Source organism: Photobacterium sp. TY1-4, from assembly GCF_025398175.1.
Classification (GTDB): Bacteria; Pseudomonadota; Gammaproteobacteria; order Enterobacterales; family Vibrionaceae; genus Photobacterium.
Window position 1 is genome coordinate 1,346,720 of record NZ_CP099734.1, and the last position, 21,039, is coordinate 1,367,758.

Below are 21,039 nucleotides of genomic sequence, written 5' to 3' on the forward strand. Positions count from 1 at the left end.
GAGGGGTTCATATAATCCTGCGAGTTACAACGCAATTCATCGTACAAAAGGTCCAGGCTTAATGCTGACAAGGTTATTGCTCGTTTTATTCTGGCTTGTGCCGATGGCTGCGTTTGCTCAGTCCCACCCAACCGTGCTGCTGCTCAACTCCTATGATTCTCAATATCCCTGGAGTGAGGCACTGACCCGCGGCGTGAAAGACGAGTTTTCAAAGACCTTCCCCGATTACGACCTCCATGTCGAGTATATGGATGAGCGGCGCTTCGTTGATGATGAGACCTACCATCACCTGCTGGTGGATTTGCTGCAGTATAAGTACCGGCGATATACCCCGGAGATCATCATCACCGGCGATGATCTGGCCTATAACTTTATGCTCGAACATGCCGAAACCCTGTTTCCGGGAACGCCGGTGGTGTTTAGCGGGGTGAATGTGTTTGATCCGGATGCCCTGAAGGATAAACCGAATTTCACTGGGATCCAGGAAGGCATGGAAATCCAGGGCAACCTGGAATTGATCACTCACCTTCAACCGGATGTTGAACGTATCGTGTTGCTGGGCGATCGTACTGAGCTGGGCCGCAAGATGGTCGAGCAGGTCGATGCGATTAAAACGCAATGGGAAGATGACCCGGAAAAGGCCCGGATCCAACTGGATGTTTGGGATGACTTTACCCTTAAGGGCTTGAATGAACGTGTGAAAGATCTCGGGGAGCATACGGCCATCCTGATGATGGCGATTCATATGGATAATGATGGCAATTATTTCTCTTACCGGCACGATCTGCCGTTGTTGGCAAAGCATAGCCCAGTACCGATTTACGGGATGTGGGGCACTTTGCTGATCGGCAACTGTGTGATGGGTGGGTTGATGAATGATCCATACCAGCATGGCCGAAATGCCACCAAAATGGCCATCAGTATTCTTAATGGCACGCCGGTCGAGGCCATTCCGGTCAAGGATAAGGCTGCTTATGCGCCGGTGTTTGATTACCGTGTTCTGGAGAATTTTCAAATCGATCTGGCTCGGTTGCCGCCGGACAGCAAAATTGTGGGAAAACCGGTTTCATATTATGAAGAACATATGATGCTGGTGAACACAACGGTGGCGGTGGTTGTCGTCTTGTTGGGGATTATCTCGGCGTTGATGGTGAATATTCATCAGCGTCGCCAGGCACAAAAGAAGCTGGATGAATTCAATCAGACGCTGGAAACGCTGGTGGAGCGCCGGACCCGGGAACTCGATGCCCGGAATCAGGAGCTGAGAAAAGCATCAACAATCATGCAGTCCCTGGCCTATACCGATCCGTTGACCGGTTTGGGGAACCGTCGGGCAGGAACCAGTGAACTGATGGCCCGTATCGAGCGTGGTGAGGTAGACGGCTCCCCGTTCCATGTCGCGCTGCTGGATATCGACTTCTTTAAACAGATCAATGATACCTATGGCCACCCGGCCGGGGATGCGGTGTTGTGTGCGGTCGGACAGGTGTTGCGGGAGAACATCCGGGCCGCAGACCGGGTGTTCCGGTGGGGCGGAGAAGAGTTTCTGCTGTTGATGACCTGCCAGCAAGCTGGGGAGTGTACCGAGATGTTACAGCGTTTGCGGTCTCAGATTACCCGGATGTCAGTAGACAATGTGGCACGTATCACCATCAGTATCGGGACGGCATCCTTCGCCGATGCGGACACGTTTGAGTCCATTCTCCACCGTGCCGACCAGGCCTTGTACGCCGCTAAACATAACGGGCGGGACCAGGTGGTCGCATTCTAAGTCGCCATAAACCGAATGTGTCTTCGGTTATGGCGCAGGCCTCTGATGGGGAGGATTATCCTTGCTGAGAGCTGAGAGCTGAGAGCTGAGAGCTGAGAGCTGAGAGCTGAGAGCTGTAAAATGAGGTCCGGTCGACAGGGTCGACCGGACAAGATATTGCAGACGAATGGTCACTAGCCCATCTGGGATTGCAGGTAATTCGGCAGGCCGATTTTATCGATGAGTCCGAGTTGCTTTTCCAGCCAGTAGGCATGATCTTCCTCGGTATCGGCCAGCAGCTTTTCCAGAATTTCACGTGATTGATAGTCCTGCTCGGTCTCGCAGACCTTAATCGCCGCCTTAAGCGCTTTATCGACGTCATACTCCAGCGCCAAATCGTTCTTGAGCATTTCCGGAACGTCCTTCCCGATATGCAGGTCGGCACGTTTGGTGAGATCCGGCGTGCCTTCCAGGAACAGAATACGTTCAATCAACAGCGCTGCATGGCTTTTTTCATCATCGAATTCGTGGTCGATTCGCTCGTAGAGTTTATCCAGTCCCCAATCCTGATACATCCGAGAATGGATGAAATACTGATCCATCGCGGTGAGCTCACCGGCCAGCAGGGTATTCAGGGTGTCAATGATCTTGGTATTACCTTTCATGTGAATCACCTATTTATGAAATCTGAGATTGAAGATAGTTTTCAAGACCGATGCTACTGATCAGTGCTTGCTGGGTTTCGATCCAGTCGACATACTCTTCTTCATAGGCAAGAATATCTTCCAGCAATTCGCGGCTGACATAGTCGGATTTGGTCTCACAAAATGCGATGGCTTCCCGCAGCAGAGCCAATTGCTCCATTTCCAGGATCAGGTCACATTGCAGCATCTCTTCCGCTTCTTCTCCGATACGGATTTTTTCCAGATGTTGCAGGTTCGGCAGTCCTTCGAGGAACAGGATCCGCTCAATCAGATCATCGGCTTGCTTCATGTCCTTGATCGATTTTTTATACTCTTTTTCGTTCAGTGCTTCCAAGCCCCAGTTTCGGAACATTCTGGCATGCAGAAAGTACTGGTTAATTGAGGTGAGTTCTATCGTTAGTACCTGATTGAGATAACTGATCACCTGTTTTTTACCTTGCATGAACCTTCCTCCTGAATGACGCTGTTTCATTTGATGTTTCAGCTTTCATATCAGCATAGGCGCTGGCGCATCCATGTGGGGTATTCAGTGTGAAAAATGGTGATTTTCTTTTGATTTCATGGCGAAAAGGGTAAAAGCGATATTAATCAGAATGATTCTCATTTTGCAATCATGGTTTGCTGCTGTGCAGCGCCACCCCGATCACCGATGCGCAAAGTGAGAGGGTTTTCAGGTATGCGTGAGTGATTTTCTGGACGTTATTGTCTAAAATTACGGGGTGCTGACATACCTTCAAGCACTGCGCTTCAGGGACTGAATATGACTGAGCTGTATGAAAAGATCGCTGTGAAATCAAACTGAAACGGACTTCTTTACCTGGCCTGATACGCTGCGGGGCGTACGACCGGGTGTTCTCCTTGTGGTGAAGGCTTCTCGTCCAGCCGGCGCGCAAGCGCGTGGGGAGTGGAGCAGCAGGATTTTCTGACTAAGTTATAACCACTTGGATATATTGAATTTTATACTTTATTTTTTCAGATATATGGTAAATACTGCTGCTTAGTTTGTTCAATTTACCAATCTGCGTTCAAAAGCTTTTGTCCCCTTTTTGTCAAGTGACACCTGGCAGAGAAACTTTGCGCTAAAACACAGAAACAGTGGCAGCTCAGATTTCAAGTTAGGGTAAAATTGGGTAAGATCAGTAATAGCTATCCTGCCAATTCCGGCTGGGTGCAGAGCCAAATCATATCGGAGATACAGCTTGATTAATGTATTCCTTGTAGATGATCACGAACTGGTTCGCACAGGGATCCGACGTCTTCTTGAAGACGTCCGTGGTATTAAAGTGGTAGGGGAAGCCGACAGTGGTGAAGAAGCCGTCAAATGGTGCCGCCAGGAGCATGCGGACATCGTGTTGATGGATATGAATATGCCGGGTATCGGTGGCCTTGAAGCAACGCGTAAGATTCTGCGCTTTAGCCCCGATGTCAAAATCATCGTTTTAACGATTCACACCGAAAACCCGTTCCCGACCAAGGTGATGCAAGCGGGGGCCGCGGGCTATCTGACCAAAGGGGCTGGCCCTGATGAAATGGTCAATGCGATTCGGATGGTCAACAGTGGCCAGCGATACATTTCTCCGGAAATTGCCCAGCAGATGGCGTTGAGCCAGTTTGCTTCGGATGCGGAAAATCCGTTTAAAGACCTCTCTGAGCGCGAACTGCAGATCATGATGATGATCACCAAAGGGCAGAAAGTCACAGAGATTTCCGAACAGTTGAACCTGAGTCCGAAAACGGTCAACAGCTACCGCTACCGCTTGTTTAATAAGCTGGATATCAATGGTGATGTTGAGCTGACCCACCTTGCGATTCGTCACGGAATGTTAGACACAGAGACGTTGTAGTAGTGTCAGAACCGCTTGAATCCAACAGCTTCGATTCGAAGAGCTTTCTCAAAACAGTGACTCACCAGCCGGGCGTCTATCGGATGTACGACCAGGCTGGTGAGGTCATTTACGTCGGTAAAGCCAAAGATCTGAAAAAGCGCTTGTCGAGCTACTTCCGGACCCATGTTGCGGGCGAGAAAACCCGGGCGCTGGTTCAGAGAATTTGCAAGGTCGACGTGACCGTGACCCACACGGAAACCGAAGCGCTGATCCTCGAACATAACTACATCAAGTTGTATCTGCCGAAATACAACGTCCTGCTCCGCGACGACAAGTCGTATCCCTACATTTTTCTCAGCAACAATGCCCATCCGCGATTAACCATTCACCGCGGTGCCAAAAAGCGCAAAGGCGAGTATTTTGGCCCGTACCCGGACTCCGGGGCGGTGCGTGAAAGCCTGCACCTGTTGCAGAAAATTTTCCCGGTTCGCCAGTGCGAAGACTCGGTGTATGCCAATCGCAGCCGGCCGTGTCTGATGTATCAGATCGGTCGTTGTCTGGGCCCGTGTGTGAAAGGGCTGGTCAGTGATACCGATTACCAGGAGCAGGTGAATTTCGTCCGGCTGTTCCTGCAGGGCAAAGATCGTCAGGTGATCGCGTCGTTGGTCGAAAAGATGGAGCAGGCCAGTCAGCAACTGGCGTTTGAAAAGGCAGCGACTTATCGTGATCAAATCCAGGCACTGCGTCGGGTCCAGGAGCAGCAGTTCGTCAGCCAGGATAGCGAAGATGATATGGATGTGATCGGCATTGCCCATGAGCAGGGCATGGCCTGTATTCATGCACTTTATATCCGTCAGGGTAAAATTCTGGGCAGCCGGAGCTACTTCCCCAAACTACCGACCGACACCGAGCTCACTGAAGTGTTGTCCAGTTTTGTCAGCCAGTTCTATCTCAACCAGGCGGAAGGTCGGGTGATCCCGTCGGTGATTTTGCTGGGGGCTGAGCTTGGCGATGAGAAAACGGTGATTGCCAAAACCCTGACCGAGCTGGCCGGGCGCAAGATTGAACTCAGAACCCAGTCGCGCGGCAACCGGGCGCGTTTCCTGAAGCTGGCCCAGACCAATGCCAGCACGGCGCTGACCAGTAAGCTCAATCACAAAATGACAGTTCACCAGCGCGTGACTCAACTGCGTGAAGTGCTCAAGCTCAACAGCCTGGCGCGGATGGAATGTTTTGATATCAGTCACACTATGGGTGAAAAAACCGTCGCTTCGTGCGTGGTGTTTAATCAGGACGGGCCGCTGAAGCAGGAATACCGTCGCTATAACATCAGCGGGATCACCGGCGGAGATGATTATGCCGCCATGGCGCAAGCCCTGGAGCGTCGTTACGGTAAACAGTTGGATCCGGACAAGATTCCCGACATTATTTTTATTGATGGGGGTAGAGGTCAGCTTTCAAGAGCGTATGATGTAGTAGGTCCGTTGATGGGTGAATGGCCCAAGCGTGCCCTGCTGGTTGGGGTGGCCAAAGGCACCACGCGGAAACCCGGGCTGGAGACCCTACTTCTGGTGACGGGTGAAGAGTTTTCGATGCCGTCGGATTCACCGGCGCTGCATTTAATCCAGCATATCCGCGATGAAAGTCATAACCATGCCATCAGTGGCCACCGGGCGCAGCGCGCAAAAGTAAGGAAACGCAGTGTACTGGAAGATGTGGAAGGTATTGGGCCGAAACGTCGCCAGGCGCTTTTAAAATATATGGGCGGGTTACAAGAACTGAAAAGAGCAAGTCGAGAAGAGATTGCCAAGGTCCCTGGTATCAGTCGTTCACTGGCAGAAAAAATTTATGACGCATTGCAGCACGGCTAGCTTTGCGGCACCCTAAAAATAATTAATCATAAGAACTATTCATTATGCGTTTAACGATCCCGAATATCCTCAGTTTCATCCGGCTGCTGCTTATCCCTTTTTTTGTGGTCACTTTTTACCTGCCGTATAGCTGGGCGCCTTTTGCGACTGCACTGATCTTCTTCATTGCCGGTGTCACCGACTGGTTTGACGGATACCTGGCGCGTAAACTCAACCAGACCACCCGATTCGGCGCTTTTATCGATCCGGTTGCCGATAAAGTGATGGTGGCGGCGGCGATGGTATTGGTCGTTGAACATTACCACTCGGTCTGGGTGACGATTCCTGCTGTGACCATGATCGGCCGGGAAATTATCATTTCTGCGCTGCGGGAATGGATGGCCGAGCTGGGCAAACGCTCGAGCGTGGCAGTTTCCTGGGTGGGCAAGGTCAAAACCGGCTCCCAGATGTTTGCGTTGTTGGTATTGCTGTGGCATCCGAATGAGTGGCTGGTTTGGGTCGGTTATATTGCCCTGTATGCGGCGATGGTGCTCACTTACTGGTCAATGTATGTTTATCTTCGGGCGGCGAAAGACGATTTGTTGAATTCCGAAGACGTGTAAGGCGCGCCTGAGCGTGATTCGAGACAAAAAGCGGCAGTGGATGCCGCTTTTTTTGATCTCAGGTTCGCTGATGACGATGAGATGGGGGGATTGCAGCGTCTGATCCCTGTGCAGTAAGCTGGTATTTTGAAGGGTCTGGTGAAAAATGAGTCGAACGCATCTGTTTTTTCATTTTTTTCGTGACACGCTCCGGTGGATCTGTACAATGGCCGCCATACCAGACAGGGTCACCCGACATGGTAACAATTCAGAGGCGCGTTGGCAGAGTGGCTATGCAGCGGATTGCAAATCCGTGGACCTCGGTTCGACTCCGGGACGCGCCTCCATTTTCTCCTTCTATTCGGGAGAAACAGACCAGCATGATGCTGGTTTTTTTGTATCTGGCGTTTTTCTTCCCTTCATCTTTCATGCTTCACGCATCTTTCTCTTTTCTCTCCTTTCCGGTGCCGCAGAATTCCGGTTATGAGTGATTGGTAAACTTTTTGCAACAGGCTTGTGAATCCGAGTTTATTTATTTGCTAATATCCCCCCGATAAAATACGGCTATTCCAATCACTGCCTGTCCCGGTGTGTTTCATACCTGTCCGGCAGTACATAATAAAAAATCCCTATGGATGAAGTACACGGAGCCGCCATGCAGCAGCCATATAACACCCTGATTGCACAGTTACAGGAGCGCATTGATGCGCAGCGTATCATCACCGATCCGACCCTGACGCTGGCCTATGGAACCGATGCCAGTTTTTACCGCCTGATCCCCAAGCTGATCCTGCAGTTGGATAACCTGGAGGAAGTGGTTTTTGCGATGAAGGCGTGTTACGCCCTGAATATCGCCGTTACTTTCCGGGCCGCCGGAACCAGTTTGTCGGGCCAGGCCCTATCCGATTCAGTGTTGATCACCCTGACGACCAACTGGCGCCAACATGAAATCTTAAAGGGCGGTGAACAAATCTGGTTGCAACCAGGCGTGATTGGGGCGGATGCCAATAAGTTCCTGGCGCCGTACGGGCGCAAAATCGGTCCGGATCCAGCTTCGATTAACACCTGTAAAATCGGCGGTATTGCGGCGAACAACGCCTCGGGCATGTGTTGCGGGACGGCACAGAACAGCTACAAAACCCTGGCGGGGATGACGGTGGTGCTGGCGGATGGCACCGTGCTGGATACCCTGGATGACGAGAGTGTGGCGGCGTTTCGTCGCAGTCACGGTGAGATGCTGGATGATTTGTCAGCGCTGGCGCAAAGCTGTCTGGACAATCCGGCGCTGACAGACAAAATCCGCCACAAGTATCGGCTGAAAAATACCACCGGCTACAGTCTGAATGCTTTGGTGGATTATGACGACCCCATCGAGATCCTGCAGCACTTGCTGATCGGCTCGGAAGGTACCCTCGGCTTTATTGCCGATATCACTTACAACACAGTGGTGGATCATGCCTTTAAAGCCTCGGCTCTGTTTGTGTTTGCGGATATCGAAACCACATGTCGGGCCGTAAGTGAGCTGAGCAAGACCCAGGTCGCGGCGGTAGAGCTGATGGACAGCCGCGCGCTAGCGTCGGTCGCGGACAAGCCGGGGATGCCGGGCTTTATTGCCCGTTTGGGTGCTGAAGGCAATACGGAAGCAGCGGCGTTGCTGGTGGAGATCCACGCAGAAGATGATCCAGGTTTGACCGCGCAGGCGGAAGCGCTGACGGCGCTGATCAAAGGTTTCGTCCCGATCGAAGCCGTCCCGTTTAGCCGGGATCCGCAAGTGTGCGCGCAGCTGTGGGGTGTCCGAAAAGGGTTGTTCCCGGCCGTAGGCGCGGTACGTGAAACCGGCACCACGGTGATTATTGAAGATGTGGCGTTTCCGATTGAGCAATTGGCGCCGGCGGTGCGTGAATTGCAGGAGTTGTTCACCACGTACGAATACCATGAAGCGATTATCTTCGGTCATGCGCTGGCGGGGAACCTGCACTTTGTTTTCACCCAGGCATTTGATACTGAGGCAGAAATCACCCGCTATGGCGCGTTTATGGATGCGGTAGCCAAGCTGGTTGCGGTCGATTATCAGGGCTCACTGAAAGCTGAGCACGGGACCGGGCGAAACATGGCCCCCTTTGTCGAGCTGGAGTGGGGCAGTGAAGGCTACGCCCTGATGCAACAAATCAAGCGGATTTTCGATCGCACCGGGATCCTGAACCCGGGGGTGATCCTCAATGACGACAGTGATGCCCACGTCAAAGATCTCAAAGCGATGCCAGCGGCCGATATGCTGATCGACAAGTGTATCGAATGTGGATTCTGTGAGCCGGTCTGTCCGTCGCGCAACCTGTCCCTGACGCCGCGCCAGCGCAATACCGTGTATCGGGAAATCCAGCGCCTGCGTCGCAGCAACGAGGATCCGGCACGCTTGGCGCAGATTGAAAAGGCGTTCCAGTACCAGGGAATTGATACCTGTGCGGCGACCGGTTTGTGTGCCGAGCGATGCCCGGTGGATATCAACACCGGCGATCTGATGCGCAAACTTCGGGCGAACCATTCGGCGATGGCAAGCACGATTGCCCGCTGGACGGCGGATCACTTTGATGGCGTCACGGCCGCCGCCAGAGTCGGGCTTCGCGCCGCCGATGGCATACACGGCGTGCTAGGCAGTGGCGCGATGCGCTCGGTGAGCACAGCGGCTCGCAAATTGTCCGGTAACCGGCTGCCACTCTGGACGCCTCATATGCCGCGCTCTGCCGGGAAGCTGTGCCTGCCGTCCGGGTTGAAGATCAACGCCATCGGCCGGGAGAAAATTGTTTACTTCCCGAGTTGCGCCTCACGCAATATGGGGACCGAGAAACAGGCCATGGATCCCCGCTCCCTCTCAGACGTGACGATATCGCTGCTGGCCAAAGCTGGCTACGAAGTGGTGATCCCGGAGAACCTGAATAGCCAGTGTTGTGGTATGCCGTATCAAAGCAAGGGGTTCCCGGAAACCGCTGCCAGGAAAGCTCAGCAACTCGAGGCTGCTTTGTGGCAGGCCTCCGAGCAGGGCCAGTTACCGGTATTGATGGATACCAGTCCATGTGCCAGCCTGAGTAAAGATACCCTGCGCGGCGATCTGACCATCTACGAGCCATTTCAGTTTGTGGCAGAGTTCGTCATGCCGCGGCTGACGATCACGCCACAGGAAGCGCCGGTGATGCTGCATATTACCTGTACCTCACGACGCAAGGGCTTGGCAGGCGTGATGCAGAAAGTCACCGAAGCTTGTGCAACGCAGGTGATCATCCCGGAGGATATCCAGTGCTGTGGTTTCGCCGGTGATAAAGGCTTTACCACACCTGAGCTCAATGCCGCGGCGCTGTCGCCACTGAAGGCGCAGGTACCGGAAGACTGCCGGGAAGGGTATTCCAATAGCCGGACCTGTGAGATCGGCCTGTCGGAGCACAGCGGCATCGAGTATCGTTCGATTCTGTATCTGGTGGATAAGGTCAGCCAGCCGATCGCGGGTTAGCCCTAGATCTGGTGAGGTCATGTTGCGCCTCACCAGATCTGCCGGATTGCGGTCAAAATTTGTCTTTGTGCTGCTGGTAGCACTGGTAGAGGTGTTCAATGAACAACCGAATTTTGGCCGGTTGTTGGCGGGTATACGGGTAGATGGCGTAGATCCCGAGCCGTTTGGCCACCTGATCCTGCAGCACCTCGATCAGCTCGCCCCGGGCCAGATCGTCGGCCACCAGGATGCGCGGGACATACACCAGCCCTTGTCCCAGCAGGGCAGCACTGCGCAGGGATGAGGCGTTGTTGGTGCTGAAGTTCCCCTGAACCTTGGCGGTAAACGGACCGGTTTTGCCGTGAAACAGCCACTCTGTTGCCCCGGTTTCCTGATAGGAATAGGCCAGGCAATTGTGTTTATCCAGCTCCTGATATGACTTCGGGGCTTTCCGGCGGTCGAAGTAAGCCGGGGCACCACAGATGACCCACTGTGCCTCGACCAGACGTCGGGCGATGTAGCTGGAGTCCGGCAGCATCCCGGTGCGGATGGCCAGGTCGTAGCCTTCTTCCACGATATCGACAAACCGGTTGTCCAGATCCATCTGAATGGTGATGTCCGGATATTTGTCGCTGAATGCGGCAATGGCTTTGGGCAGGATCAGCTCCCCGGAAATGGTCGGGACCGTGATGCGGATGGTGCCTGACAGCCGTTCTCCGAGGCCACTCATGGCATCTTCTGCATTTTGCACCGATACATAGACTTCGCGCGCGTGGCTGAAGAAGACTTCTCCGGCTTCCGTCAGTGTCAGCTTGCGGGTGGTTCGGTAGAGCAACTGAACCCCGAGCTCTTCTTCGAGCCGGGTCATGCGCTTGCTGACCACGGATTTCGTCAGGCCGATATGTTCGGCGGCCTTGCTGAATGAGCCTTGCTCGATCAGGTGATAAAAGATCAGAAAATCGTCAGTGTTCCGCATGATTAATAAACTTAAAGCAACAATAAAATTTTTTGTTGCATTATACGCCATAGCGTCGATTGTGCCATAGACGCAGGCCGGAAATCGGTTAAGTCGGTGCTCTGTGGGTAGATTATGTTGTACAAGATGGGATTGTCATAAAAATATAACAGTCGGGTAAAAAATAATGTTTGTCATTGCCATCAACACTATGTTACGTTCTGCGCAATCTCAGACGACGGCTTTCTGAGACATATGCGCTGTGATGAACTCAGGCTGATTGCATCACAGCGGTCGTAGGTACTGACAGACCGACTGTCAGTAGAAGGGCATTGATAGCGCTATCCTGCCAGAAGTAAGCAGGAGCATATTGAAGGAACCCAACAGTGATCACGCTAATATCGAATTCACAAATCAGCTTTGTCTTACCGAACTGCAGTATTATTACTGAGCCTTGATCCCATCCCCGACCGATACAGCTTTTTGGCTGTAAACCCGTGACCTCATCGGCATTGGCTGATGATGAGTTTGTGTTTGCAGGCAGAGAACATACCTCTGATATCTCACCCGGGCACCTGAAATTCCCACGAGGGCATGACAGGTGGTTGTGTGTTTTTGTAGTCAGATTGATATGTGCTCAGCCTACCGCTGGCAGCGGATTAACTTTTTTGGATCGCACTCATGAGTAATGTGTTTGATTTTGATGGTATCAAGCTAGATTCAACTGTACCGAATGTACAGGATTTATACGACCTAACCCCGGATGAGCTTCTGCTGAGTCAGGAGCACTATGAGTCTGAGGTTCGTTCGTACCCGAGACGCCTGCCGCTGGCAATCAAAAAAGCCGCCGGTGTGCTTGTCGAAGACAGCCGGGGCCAGGTGTTTCTGGATTGCCTGGCCGGTGCCGGTACGCTGGCGCTGGGCTACAACCACCCGGAAATTAATCAGGCGATCATCGATCAGCTGAATCAGGGCCTGCCGTATCAGACCCTGGATATGACCACGCCGGTGAAAGATAAATTTATCAAAGAAGTGATGAACTTCTTACCGGACGATTTTGCGGCCAATGCCCGCATTCAGTTCTGTGGTCCGTCTGGCGCCGATGCTGTGGAAGCCGCCATTAAACTGGCCAAGCAAACCACGGGTCGCAACACCATGGCGGCGTTCCATGGTGCATATCACGGGATGACCAACGGTACCATGGCCATGATGGGGAACCTGGGCACCAAAGCGCGTCGTCAGGGGTTGATGGCTGATGTACATTTCCTGCCATTCCCATACACACTGCGCTGCCCGTTTGGCCTGAAAGGCAACGAGAGTGCCAAGCAGAGCATCCGTTATATTGAGCGGATGCTGAACGATGACGAGAGCGGCGTACAAAAGCCGGCGGCGATTATTGTTGAGCCGGTTCAGGGCGAAGGCGGGGTGATCCCAGCGCCGGCGTTCTGGCTGCAAGAGCTGCGTCGGATCACCAAAGAGCACGGCATTCTGCTGATCCTGGATGAAATCCAGTGTGGTATCGGTAAAACCGGTTATCGTTTCGCATTTGAAGAAGCGGGCATCACACCGGATATTCTGTGCTTGTCAAAAGCTATCGGTGGCGGTTTGCCGATGTCGCTGCTGATTTTTGACAAATCAATCGATACCTGGCGTCCGGGCGAACACACCGGGACGTTCCGCGGCAACCAGCTGGCGATGGCGACCGGTGCCAAGGCGCTGGAAATTATCCGTCGTGACAACTTGGTGGAACACGCCGCCAAAGCAGGTCAGTACCTGCGTGAAGGGCTGGAGCGTATTGCCCGCCAGACCAGCTGTATTGCTGAAGTTCGCGGTAAGGGCCTGATGCTGGGCGTTGAGATTGTGAAGCCAGACGGCACCAAGAACAAGTTTGGTGAGCCGGAAGCGGATCCGGCGCTGACGATTAATATCCAGCGTGCTGCGCTGGAGCGTGGTCTGATCATTGAAAAAGGTGGCCGCCAGGGCTCTGTTCTGCGCTTCCTGCCGCCACTGATCATCAGCTACGAGCAACTCGATTTCGCGCTGGATGCACTGTATAACGCGATTCTGGCGACCGCAGGTCCGGCCATGATTGCGGAAACGGACACCGATAGCGAGCAGGAAAAGTGGCGTACCCACTTCATCCACACCGGTGAAGGTGGTGCCAATGTGCTCGAAGCGGCACTGAACCAGACCACTCAGGTGCTGAAGCAGGTGTTTGAGTCAACAGATGCGCCGTACTCCGGTATTGAGCCGCTGATGCTGAAAAACCTGATCAACAACATCGATCTGGACAGCCAGCAATTGCCGCTGGAAACCGTGATTGAGCAAACCGGTGAACTGATTGCCAAGAACTCGATTATGGTGCAGCACCCGAGCTGCATCGCGCACCTGCATACGCCACCGCTGATCCCGGCCGTTGCGGCAGAAGCCTTCATCAGCTCATTGAACCAATCGATGGATTCATGGGACCAGGCCAGTGCGGCAACATTTGTTGAGCAGAAGGTCGTGGACTGGCTGAGCGGCGTTTACGGCTATGGCGCCGGTGCGGATGGTGTCTTCACCAGTGGCGGTACCCAGAGCAACCTGATGGGCTTGTTGCTGGCGCGCGACTGGGCGGCTGATCAAATGTCCGGCCATAACATCCAGAAAGACGGCTTGCCGGAGTACGCGGGTAAACTCCGCATTCTGTGCTCGAAGAAGTCTCACTTTACCGTACAGAAGTCGGCCTCGCTGCTGGGCTTGGGTGAGCATGCGGTGACGTGTGTTGATACGAACCCTGACGGCACAATTCGCCTGGCCTCGCTGGTTTCAACCCTGGAGAGCATGAAGCAGGACGGTCTGCTGCCGTTCGCGCTGGTGGGTACCGCAGGGACCACGGATCACGGTGCGATTGACGATCTGGCCGGTCTGGCTGACATCGCTGACCAACATCAACTGTGGCTGCATGTCGATGGTGCCTACGGTGGTGCCCTGATCCTGAGCCGCCATAAGGCGCGTCTGAATGGGATCGAGCGTGCAGACTCGTTGAGCGTGGATTTCCACAAGCTGTTCTATCAACCAATCAGCTGTGGTGCGGTACTGGTGCGTGACAAAGCGAACTTCAAGTATCTGTTGCATCATGCAGATTACCTGAACCGTGAAGATGATTTGCTGCCGAATCTGGTGGACAAGTCGATTGCGACCACCAAGCGTTTCGACGCCTTGAAAGTGCTGATGACCATGCAATGTGTGGGCACAGATGCGTTGGGTGCCATGTATGATCACCTGCTGGGTCAAACACAGCAAGTGGCGGATATGGTCAACCAGTCAGCTGAGTTTGAACTGCTGGCCGATCCGGCCCTGTCGACAGTCCTGTTCCGCTATATCGGGAACCCGGCGGTGGATCTGGATCAGTTCAACAAGGAACTCCGAATTGAAGCTTTGGTGAAAGGCATTGCTGTGCTGGGCGAAACCGTTGTGGACGGCCAGGTGGCATTGAAATTCACCATTTTGAATCCTTGCCTGACGATGGCGGATTTTGAAACTTTACTTAACGATATCAATCAACTGGCGAGAGCGATTACCCAGTAATTGAGAATGACTACGGGGGCTGCCTGGCCTGATGGTTCGGACCAGGCAGTACGAGAGACTCTAGATTAATAACGGAAGACAGAAAACTATGGCAATTCTACAAATTGGTGCAGGCGGCGTAGGTTGGGTGATTGCCCATAAAGCGGCCCAGAATAACGATGTACTGGGTGATATCACCATTGCATCCCGCACAGTGAAAAAGTGCGACCAGATCATTGAATCGATCAAGAAAAAGAACAACCTGAAGGATCCTTCAAAGAAACTGGAAGCGCGTGCGGTAAACGCTGATGATGTGGATGCGCTGGTTGCACTGATTCAAGAAGTTCAGCCTGATCTGGTCATTAATGCCGGACCACCGTGGGTAAACGTAGCCATTATGGAGGCGTGTTACCAGGCGAAAGTATCTTACCTGGATACGTCGGTTGCGGTTGACCTGTGTAGTGAAGGCCAGCAAGTACCTGAAGCTTACGATCCGCAGTGGGCATTCCGTGAGAAGTTCGAAGAAGCGGGCATCACCGGGATCCTGGGCGCCGGTTTCGATCCGGGCGTGGTCAGCGTATTTGCGGCATACGCCGTGAAGCACCTGTTTGATGAAATTGACACCATTGACGTGATGGACGTGAACGCCGGTGATCACGGTAAGAAATTCGCGACCAACTTCGATCCTGAAACCAACATGCTGGAAATTCAGGGCGACTCTTTCTACTGGGAAAACGGTGAGTGGAAACAAGTGCCATGTCACACCCGTATGATGGAGTTTGACTTCCCGGAAGTGGGCAGCCACAAAGTTTACTCGATGGCGCACGACGAAGTTCGCTCAATGAAAGAGTTCATTCCGGCCAAGCGCATTGAGTTCTGGATGGGCTTCGGTGATCGCTACCTGAATTACTTCAACTGTATGCGTGACATCGGCCTGTTGAGCCCGGATCCGGTGACGCTGCAAGACGGTACTGTTGTTGAGCCGCTGAAAGTGCTGAAAGCGCTGCTGCCTGATCCAACCTCTCTGGCACCGGGCTATACGGGTAAAACCTGTATCGGGACCTGGGTTCAGGGGACCAAAGACGGTAAAGCGCGTAGCGTGTTTATCTACAATAACGCGGACCACGAAGTGGCTTACGAAGACGTGGAGCACCAGGCCATTTCTTACACCACGGGTGTTCCGGCGATCACGGCTGCGCTGCAGTACTTCCGTGGCGAGTGGGCTGGTAAAGGCGTGTTCAACATGGAGCAACTGGACCCGGATCCGTTCCTGGAAACCATGCCAGGCATCGGTCTGGACTGGGGTGTTCAGGAGCTGGAAGTTGGTCAACCGCTGATTAACATCCTGAAGTAAGGGGTTGAGTGACTCGGTTCTTGTCGTGAACACGGCAAAGAATTCTGAGAGGCCTTAATCTTGTAGAGACCTAAAAGCCGATGCAAAGCGCATCGGCTTTGTTCGATTATTAAAGTGATTGAATCCATGCAAAAAAGCGAACTAAAAACTCCTTACTTCATGATTGATGAAGCCAAGCTGATCGCCAACCTGGAAATCGCCAAGCGATTGAAAGAGCTATCGGGTGTGAAACTGGTTCTGGCACTGAAGTGTTTCTCGACCTGGGGTGTCTTTGACATCATTAAACCGTACCTGGATGGGACCACCAGCAGTGGCCCGAATGAGGTCAAGCTGGGATATGAGACCTTTGGCGGTGAAACGCATGCTTACAGCGTCGGTTACAGTGAAGATGATGTCCGCGAAGTGGCTGAAATTTGTGACAAGATGATCTTCAACTCGCAATCTCAGCTGGCAGCGCATCGCCACCTGGTTGAAGGGAAGGCCTCGGTCGGCCTGCGCCTGAATCCGGGTGTCAGCTATGCCGGGCAGGATCTGGCAAACCCGGCGCGTCAGTTCTCCCGTTTGGGGGTTCAGGCCGATCATCTGGATCCGGCGGTGTTCGAGACCATCGACGGCGTGATGTTCCATATGAACTGTGAGAACAAGAGCGCGGATGCGTTCATCGGGCTGCTGGATGCAATCTCGGACAAGTTCGGTGCTTATCTGGATCAGCTTCAGTGGGTCAGCCTGGGCGGCGGAGTCTTCTTTACCTGGCCGGGATACGAGCTGGAGAAGTTGGCTGCGGCTCTGAAAGCTTTTGCTGAAAAGCATGGCGTGCAGCTGTACCTGGAGCCGGGCGAAGCCATTATCACCAAGACGGCGGATCTGGTGGTGACTGTGGTGGATATTGTCGAGAACGGGATGAAAACAGCCATTGTGGACAGTGCTACAGAAGCGCACCGTCTCGATACGCTGATTTATAACGAGCCGGCCTCGATTGCCGAAGCCAGCGAGCAGGGCGAGCATACCTATGTGATTGGCAGCTGTTCATGTCTGGCCGGCGATCAGTTCTGTGTGACTTCGTTTGAGCAGCCACTGGAAATTGGTCAGCGCCTGCACATTATGGACAGTGCCGGTTATACCATGGTGAAGCTGAACTGGTTCAATGGCCTGAAAATGCCGTCGATTTACTGCCAGCGCCAGAATGGTGACATCGAGAAGCTGAACGAGTTCGGTTACGATGATTTCAAACGTTCTCTGTCTCAGTGGTCTGTAAGCTGAGTCTGACACCATATCCGACAGATGCCTGAAAGCTTCTGTTCAAAGCCCGGTGTGCTTGTTGGCCCCGGGCTTTTTTGTACAACTTATTGGTACAACTTCTTTGTACAAACTGTCTGGTTGAAAACGATCCATCTTGGATGAAGAGTCATTGAATGTGCTGCTTTTTAAGCAGTTGACATCAAGTTGTCATCTTTTTTATTGACTCATTTTTCAAAATCAGTAAATTACACCCCGTACCGCAGCGGAAGCTTCTTCATTATCGGTATAGACAAAATGGCGCGTTGGCAGAGTGGCTATGCAGCGGATTGCAAATCCGTGGACCTCGGTTCGACTCCGGGACGCGCCTCCATTCTCTCTTGAGAATATTATGCGACACTAGCTCAGTTGGTAGAGCGCAACCTTGTCAAGGTTGAGGTCACGCCGATTTCCTTGAAGATCAGGAACCTCGTGTGTCGCTCCAGATTTAGAAAAGCCCCGACAGAAATGTCGGGGCTTTTTGCTTTTCTCGTGGTTCTATTCTCTGCGACTGCCGGTGTCGGGTCAGCACCGGAGTGAAACGGTTACCTCAACGCTGACGGTTTACCCAAGGTACGGGTTTGCACACGGTGTCAGTAAATCTTGTAGATCGCCGGTGCGTATCTCTAGCCCTGTCGCGGTTGGCGATTCCTGTTGTACAGTGACTTTCCGGCATTGTGAAATGGCCTGCGAAAAACTGAGCCATGCCGGAGCTATGGTTTCGGTGTCGATAAAGTAATACCGCTGTCCGATTGGATCGCTGAGATTGGTCCAGATGCTGTAGGACGCGCGTTCACTATTTTCGGGATTGAAGTGCATTGGCACCGCGCATGTGGCTGCCAGCGAGCGCGTCTGGGCAATCACAGCCGGATGTGAGGTGGCCGGTTTGGAAAACGTCAGATAAAAGCTGGCTCGTTCAAAGTGCTGGGTGGCGCTGTTCCCGCCCGGAACAGAATAGCGAGTCGGGTGGGGGTTTCTCGCTGGTGAGATCCCCCACTGATACTGCCAATACTGGGTCAGGGTCTGCTGGGTGTTGTAGTCAGGTTGATTTGTAACAATACGATCGGCTGAGTTGTGGTGGATCTGGAAAATACCTTGCCTGACTTCGATCACCGCGGAGTCACCGTGGCGATCAGAAATGGCCAGGTGGAGTGCTGCCTGCATCTCCGAGTGATCCGGAACCGGCTGCGAAATCAGCCGGAACGGGACAGCGCGGAAGTATGCCGTGGTTTGCGCAACGGTCGCAAAAGAATCTAAAACAAATTGAGCCCAGCGAAGCGCACTGAGGACGGATTTTCCCATTGGGTGTTTCAGCTCGCCATAGCTTGAATCGGAATCATACAGCGCGTTGACAACGAGTCCGGGCGCGTTCATGCCGTCAATGGTGGAGTAATCCGTATTTTCATCCCCCATCACGCTCGCAATACTGGCGTATTTTGACACCCAGGAAAACACGTCGCATTGTTCGAGTTTAAAATGTTCTCGGGCAGCTTCGGATAAGCCGTTTCGTCGTTCACCTTCAGGAAAAGTAAATAAGGCAGCATTGACCGGCCAGAACCAGTCCATATTGCGAGAGGTCACTGGAAAGTCGGGGTGGATAGTGTTTAATATTCGGGTGCACACAGGTTTGTTTCCTCCGGGGTATTATTAACTAAGTTGTAATTACAATGGGCGTTCTGTATTCTAATGTGTTGATTTTCATTAAGGAATGTGATTTTTATGCGTTTTGACGCCTTTGATGGAACGCAAACCTTGCGCGCACGTGTGCTCGGGGGCATGTGTATCGCCTTAGGGGTATTGGCCGCCCTGATGGCTGTTGCCAATATACTTTGGAGTCAGTCTTATCTGTTCGCTCTGATCGAAGGTATTTTTGCCGTTCTGTCATATTTCTTATATGTGAAATCCAAGCGTCAGACTTATACGCTAAGGGAAAAGAATTGTTATTTGCTATTCCTTTTTGTCTTGGTGAGTTATGCGATATATGCCAAGCCGCTGCTGATGGGGGTCTATATGTGGGCCTTTCTGCTCCCCATTGTGTTTTATTTATTATTGGGGAAAAAGCAGGGGTTCGTTGTATCGCTGGCGTCACTGGCTGTTCTGACGGCTATTTTATTTTTTAAACAGCCAGTTGACCCGCCTTTCCAGATCATCCCGGTGCTCATCAATTTCTCTTTTTGCTATATCAGTATTCTTGGCGTGTCTCATGTTTATGAATCGAATCGCGATAGAATTGAGCAAGCCCTGCACGTGCTCGCATTGACGGATGCGCTGACCGGGGCCAAAAATCGGTTGGCTTTTAAAAAAGACATTCAGGCAAAACGTCGGCAGAAGAAAGTGCTGTCGATTGTGGTGCTGGATATTGACCATTTTAAACGGATCAATGATACCTACGGCCATGAGGCGGGGGACGATGTTCTGAAAAAAGTGACGCGCTGTATTGCCGGCATTGCCGGGGAGGACGCAGTGTACCGCCAGGGGGGAGAAGAGTTCTGCGTGTTGGTGGCAAAGGGCCTGAGCGGCGCTGAACAGCTTGCTGAGTCCATCAGGGCGGGGATTGAGACGACTGAGTTTGTCACTCAGGGCTACCCTATCGGGGTGACGGTGAGTCTGGGGATTGCACAGTTTACCCCTGAGCAGAGTGAAGATGATGTGTTGCGAATCGCCGATGAGCGCTTGTACGCCGCGAAACTGCAGGGGCGGAACCGGGTTGTTTCCTCTTCAGGTCCTCTGCCGTCCTGCTGAGTGGTGGAGCGACTTAGCGTTGTGAGAGGATGAGAGAGTTGGTATCCTCGGCCAGCTCGCTACAGGCCTGCTCTTGAGGTTTCAGGGCCGGCCAGCTGTTGAGCTGGCAGAACAGTTTTTCTCGCCATGTTTCATTATGCCAAATCGTAATATGTCCTGGTTGTTCGGACAGCCATAACTGTTTGGGGCCGTTCGCCAGGTCAAACAGGGTCTGCGCGTGGCTTTCGTCGATTAAAGGATCGTTAATGCTGTGCGCAATCAGAATCGGCACTTGCTGGATGCTCGCAATGGCGAGTGACGGCGCGTAGTGATTGGTCACCGTCCAGCTGAGCGGGTACTGAAAAAGCCAGGTGAGCCAGGACTTGCCCAGGGTCTGCTGCATGATTTTTTGGTGTGAGCTGAAAGTACTGTCGATGATCAGGCCCTGTGGCCGCTCGGCGGGAGGCAGTTCCGCGACCATGTTAATGGCGATGGATGCGCCAAGGCTTTGTCCCCAGACGATCACCGGTCGGTTTACCGTTTGCTGGGCGCGTACCATCCGGTAGCTGTCCAACGCGTCTTGCTGCACCGAGGCAAAATCGGGCCGACCGACAGAGCGTCCGTAGCCACGGTAGTCGATCAACACGACTTCCCAGCCTTGCTCGGCGAGCCAATAGACATTGGCGGCGTGAAAACTCAGGTTTTGCGCATTACCGTGAAGAAAAAAGATGGTGCCTTTCCCGGGGCCTTTGGCCTGAATTTGCCAGCCATGGATGATGGTGCCGTCTTCGGTGCGAAAGAACCGATCCCGCTTGGTGAAATCAAACATCTCCGGTGTTGGTGCCATTTTTTTTGTCGGCCAGAAAAACAGGCTTTCGCAGCCGGTCAGGCTGGTGGTGAGCCAAGTGCAGATGACTAGGATCCAGAACTTACGCATTGGCCTCTCCCCCTTTTCCACGTGTCCTTAGTGTA

14 protein-coding genes and 3 tRNA genes are annotated in these 21,039 nt (G+C 52.9%); 12 read left to right on the top strand and 5 right to left on the bottom strand.

Annotation, left to right across the window (positions count from 1 at the left end; translation table 11 throughout):
• The first annotated feature begins 61 nt into the window (after positions 1-61).
• Positions 62-1,771, top strand: a complete 1,710-nt coding sequence (locus NH461_RS06440) for an ABC transporter substrate binding protein (protein ID WP_261602421.1) — start codon at positions 62-64, stop codon at positions 1,769-1,771.
• 173 nt (positions 1,772-1,944) lie between these two features.
• On the opposite strand, the gene bfr (NH461_RS06445) is transcribed toward NH461_RS06440, so the two are convergent.
• Positions 1,945-2,415 carry a bacterioferritin gene (gene bfr, locus NH461_RS06445; protein WP_261602422.1) on the bottom strand — a complete coding sequence of 157 codons (471 nt, stop codon included), beginning with the start codon at positions 2,413-2,415 and terminating at the stop codon, positions 1,945-1,947.
• Positions 2,416-2,428: 13 nt separating this feature from the next.
• A complete protein-coding gene (gene bfr / locus NH461_RS06450) occupies positions 2,429-2,896 on the bottom strand; it encodes a bacterioferritin (RefSeq protein WP_261602423.1) in 468 nt (155 codons plus the stop codon).
• Positions 2,897-3,653: 757 nt separating this feature from the next.
• Here bfr (NH461_RS06450) and uvrY point away from each other — a divergent pair.
• The 5 genes from uvrY to NH461_RS06475 all read left to right on the top strand — a co-directional run bounded on the left by uvrY (position 3,654) and on the right by NH461_RS06475 (position 10,234).
• Positions 3,654-4,298: a UvrY/SirA/GacA family response regulator transcription factor gene (gene uvrY, locus NH461_RS06455; RefSeq protein WP_255390124.1), complete on the top strand. Its 645-nt coding sequence runs from the start codon at positions 3,654-3,656 to the stop codon at positions 4,296-4,298.
• A 2-nt stretch (positions 4,299-4,300) separates the two neighbouring features.
• On the top strand, positions 4,301-6,151 hold the full coding sequence (uvrC, locus tag NH461_RS06460) for an excinuclease ABC subunit UvrC (protein ID WP_261602424.1): 1,851 nt from the start codon (positions 4,301-4,303) through the stop codon (positions 6,149-6,151).
• Positions 6,152-6,195: 44 nt separating this feature from the next.
• Positions 6,196-6,753, top strand: coding sequence for a CDP-diacylglycerol--glycerol-3-phosphate 3-phosphatidyltransferase (gene pgsA / locus NH461_RS06465; protein ID WP_261602425.1), 558 nt, complete (start codon positions 6,196-6,198; stop codon positions 6,751-6,753).
• 252 nt (positions 6,754-7,005) lie between these two features.
• A tRNA-Cys gene (locus tag NH461_RS06470) sits at positions 7,006-7,079 on the top strand.
• A 308-nt stretch (positions 7,080-7,387) separates the two neighbouring features.
• Entirely contained in the window at positions 7,388-10,234 is a 2,847-nt protein-coding gene (locus NH461_RS06475; RefSeq protein WP_261602426.1) for an FAD-binding and (Fe-S)-binding domain-containing protein, read from the top strand.
• A gap of 52 nt (positions 10,235-10,286) precedes the next feature.
• Here the strand turns inward: NH461_RS06475 and NH461_RS06480 are convergent, their stop codons facing one another.
• The gene (locus NH461_RS06480) at positions 10,287-11,189 is read right to left on the bottom strand and encodes a LysR family transcriptional regulator (protein ID WP_261602427.1); all 903 of its coding nucleotides are present in this window, start codon (positions 11,187-11,189) and stop codon (positions 10,287-10,289) included.
• A gap of 660 nt (positions 11,190-11,849) precedes the next feature.
• Between NH461_RS06480 and NH461_RS06485 the strand changes: the two genes are divergently transcribed.
• The 5 genes from NH461_RS06485 (at position 11,850) to NH461_RS06505 (ending at position 17,791) form a co-directional block, all read left to right on the top strand.
• The gene (locus tag NH461_RS06485) at positions 11,850-14,738 is read left to right on the top strand and encodes a pyridoxal phosphate-dependent class III aminotransferase (protein ID WP_261602428.1); all 2,889 of its coding nucleotides are present in this window, start codon (positions 11,850-11,852) and stop codon (positions 14,736-14,738) included.
• Positions 14,739-14,826: 88 nt separating this feature from the next.
• Positions 14,827-16,071, top strand: a complete 1,245-nt coding sequence (locus NH461_RS06490) for a carboxynorspermidine synthase (protein ID WP_261602429.1) — start codon at positions 14,827-14,829, stop codon at positions 16,069-16,071.
• A gap of 126 nt (positions 16,072-16,197) precedes the next feature.
• Positions 16,198-17,331: a carboxynorspermidine decarboxylase gene (gene nspC / locus NH461_RS06495; protein WP_261602430.1), complete on the top strand. Its 1,134-nt coding sequence runs from the start codon at positions 16,198-16,200 to the stop codon at positions 17,329-17,331.
• A 275-nt stretch (positions 17,332-17,606) separates the two neighbouring features.
• Positions 17,607-17,680 (top strand) — tRNA-Cys (locus NH461_RS06500).
• Between the two features lie 20 nt (positions 17,681-17,700).
• Positions 17,701-17,791, top strand: a tRNA-Asp gene (locus NH461_RS06505).
• Between the two features lie 119 nt (positions 17,792-17,910).
• Here NH461_RS06505 and NH461_RS06510 read toward each other — a convergent pair.
• A complete protein-coding gene (locus NH461_RS06510) occupies positions 17,911-18,969 on the bottom strand; it encodes a linear amide C-N hydrolase (RefSeq protein WP_261602431.1) in 1,059 nt (352 codons plus the stop codon).
• A gap of 96 nt (positions 18,970-19,065) precedes the next feature.
• On the opposite strand from NH461_RS06510, the gene NH461_RS06515 reads away from it, so the two are divergent.
• On the top strand, positions 19,066-20,088 hold the full coding sequence (locus NH461_RS06515) for a GGDEF domain-containing protein (RefSeq protein ID WP_261602432.1): 1,023 nt from the start codon (positions 19,066-19,068) through the stop codon (positions 20,086-20,088).
• Between the two features lie 13 nt (positions 20,089-20,101).
• Here NH461_RS06515 and NH461_RS06520 read toward each other — a convergent pair whose 3' ends face one another.
• Complete coding sequence (locus NH461_RS06520) at positions 20,102-21,004, bottom strand: alpha/beta hydrolase (RefSeq protein WP_261602433.1); 903 nt, start codon at positions 21,002-21,004, stop codon at positions 20,102-20,104.
• Positions 21,005-21,039 lie beyond the last annotated feature (35 nt).

Bases quoted from the DNA above. Each gene is read 5' to 3' on its own strand.
- bfr (WP_261602423.1), bottom strand. From the start codon at position 2,896: ATGCAAGGTAAAAAACAGGTGATCAGTTATCTCAATCAGGTACTAACG.
- nspC (WP_261602430.1), top strand. From the start codon at position 16,198: ATGCAAAAAAGCGAACTAAAAACTCCTTACTTCATGATTGATGAAGCC.
- NH461_RS06485 (WP_261602428.1), top strand. From the start codon at position 11,850: ATGAGTAATGTGTTTGATTTTGATGGTATCAAGCTAGATTCAACTGTA.
- NH461_RS06515 (WP_261602432.1), top strand. From the start codon at position 19,066: ATGCGTTTTGACGCCTTTGATGGAACGCAAACCTTGCGCGCACGTGTG.
- NH461_RS06480 (WP_261602427.1), bottom strand. From the start codon at position 11,189: ATGCGGAACACTGACGATTTTCTGATCTTTTATCACCTGATCGAGCAA.
- pgsA (WP_261602425.1), top strand. From the start codon at position 6,196: ATGCGTTTAACGATCCCGAATATCCTCAGTTTCATCCGGCTGCTGCTT.
- NH461_RS06520 (WP_261602433.1), bottom strand. From the start codon at position 21,004: ATGCGTAAGTTCTGGATCCTAGTCATCTGCACTTGGCTCACCACCAGC.
- NH461_RS06475 (WP_261602426.1), top strand. From the start codon at position 7,388: ATGCAGCAGCCATATAACACCCTGATTGCACAGTTACAGGAGCGCATT.
- NH461_RS06440 (WP_261602421.1), top strand. From the start codon at position 62: ATGCTGACAAGGTTATTGCTCGTTTTATTCTGGCTTGTGCCGATGGCT.
- bfr (WP_261602422.1), bottom strand. From the start codon at position 2,415: ATGAAAGGTAATACCAAGATCATTGACACCCTGAATACCCTGCTGGCC.
- NH461_RS06490 (WP_261602429.1), top strand. From the start codon at position 14,827: ATGGCAATTCTACAAATTGGTGCAGGCGGCGTAGGTTGGGTGATTGCC.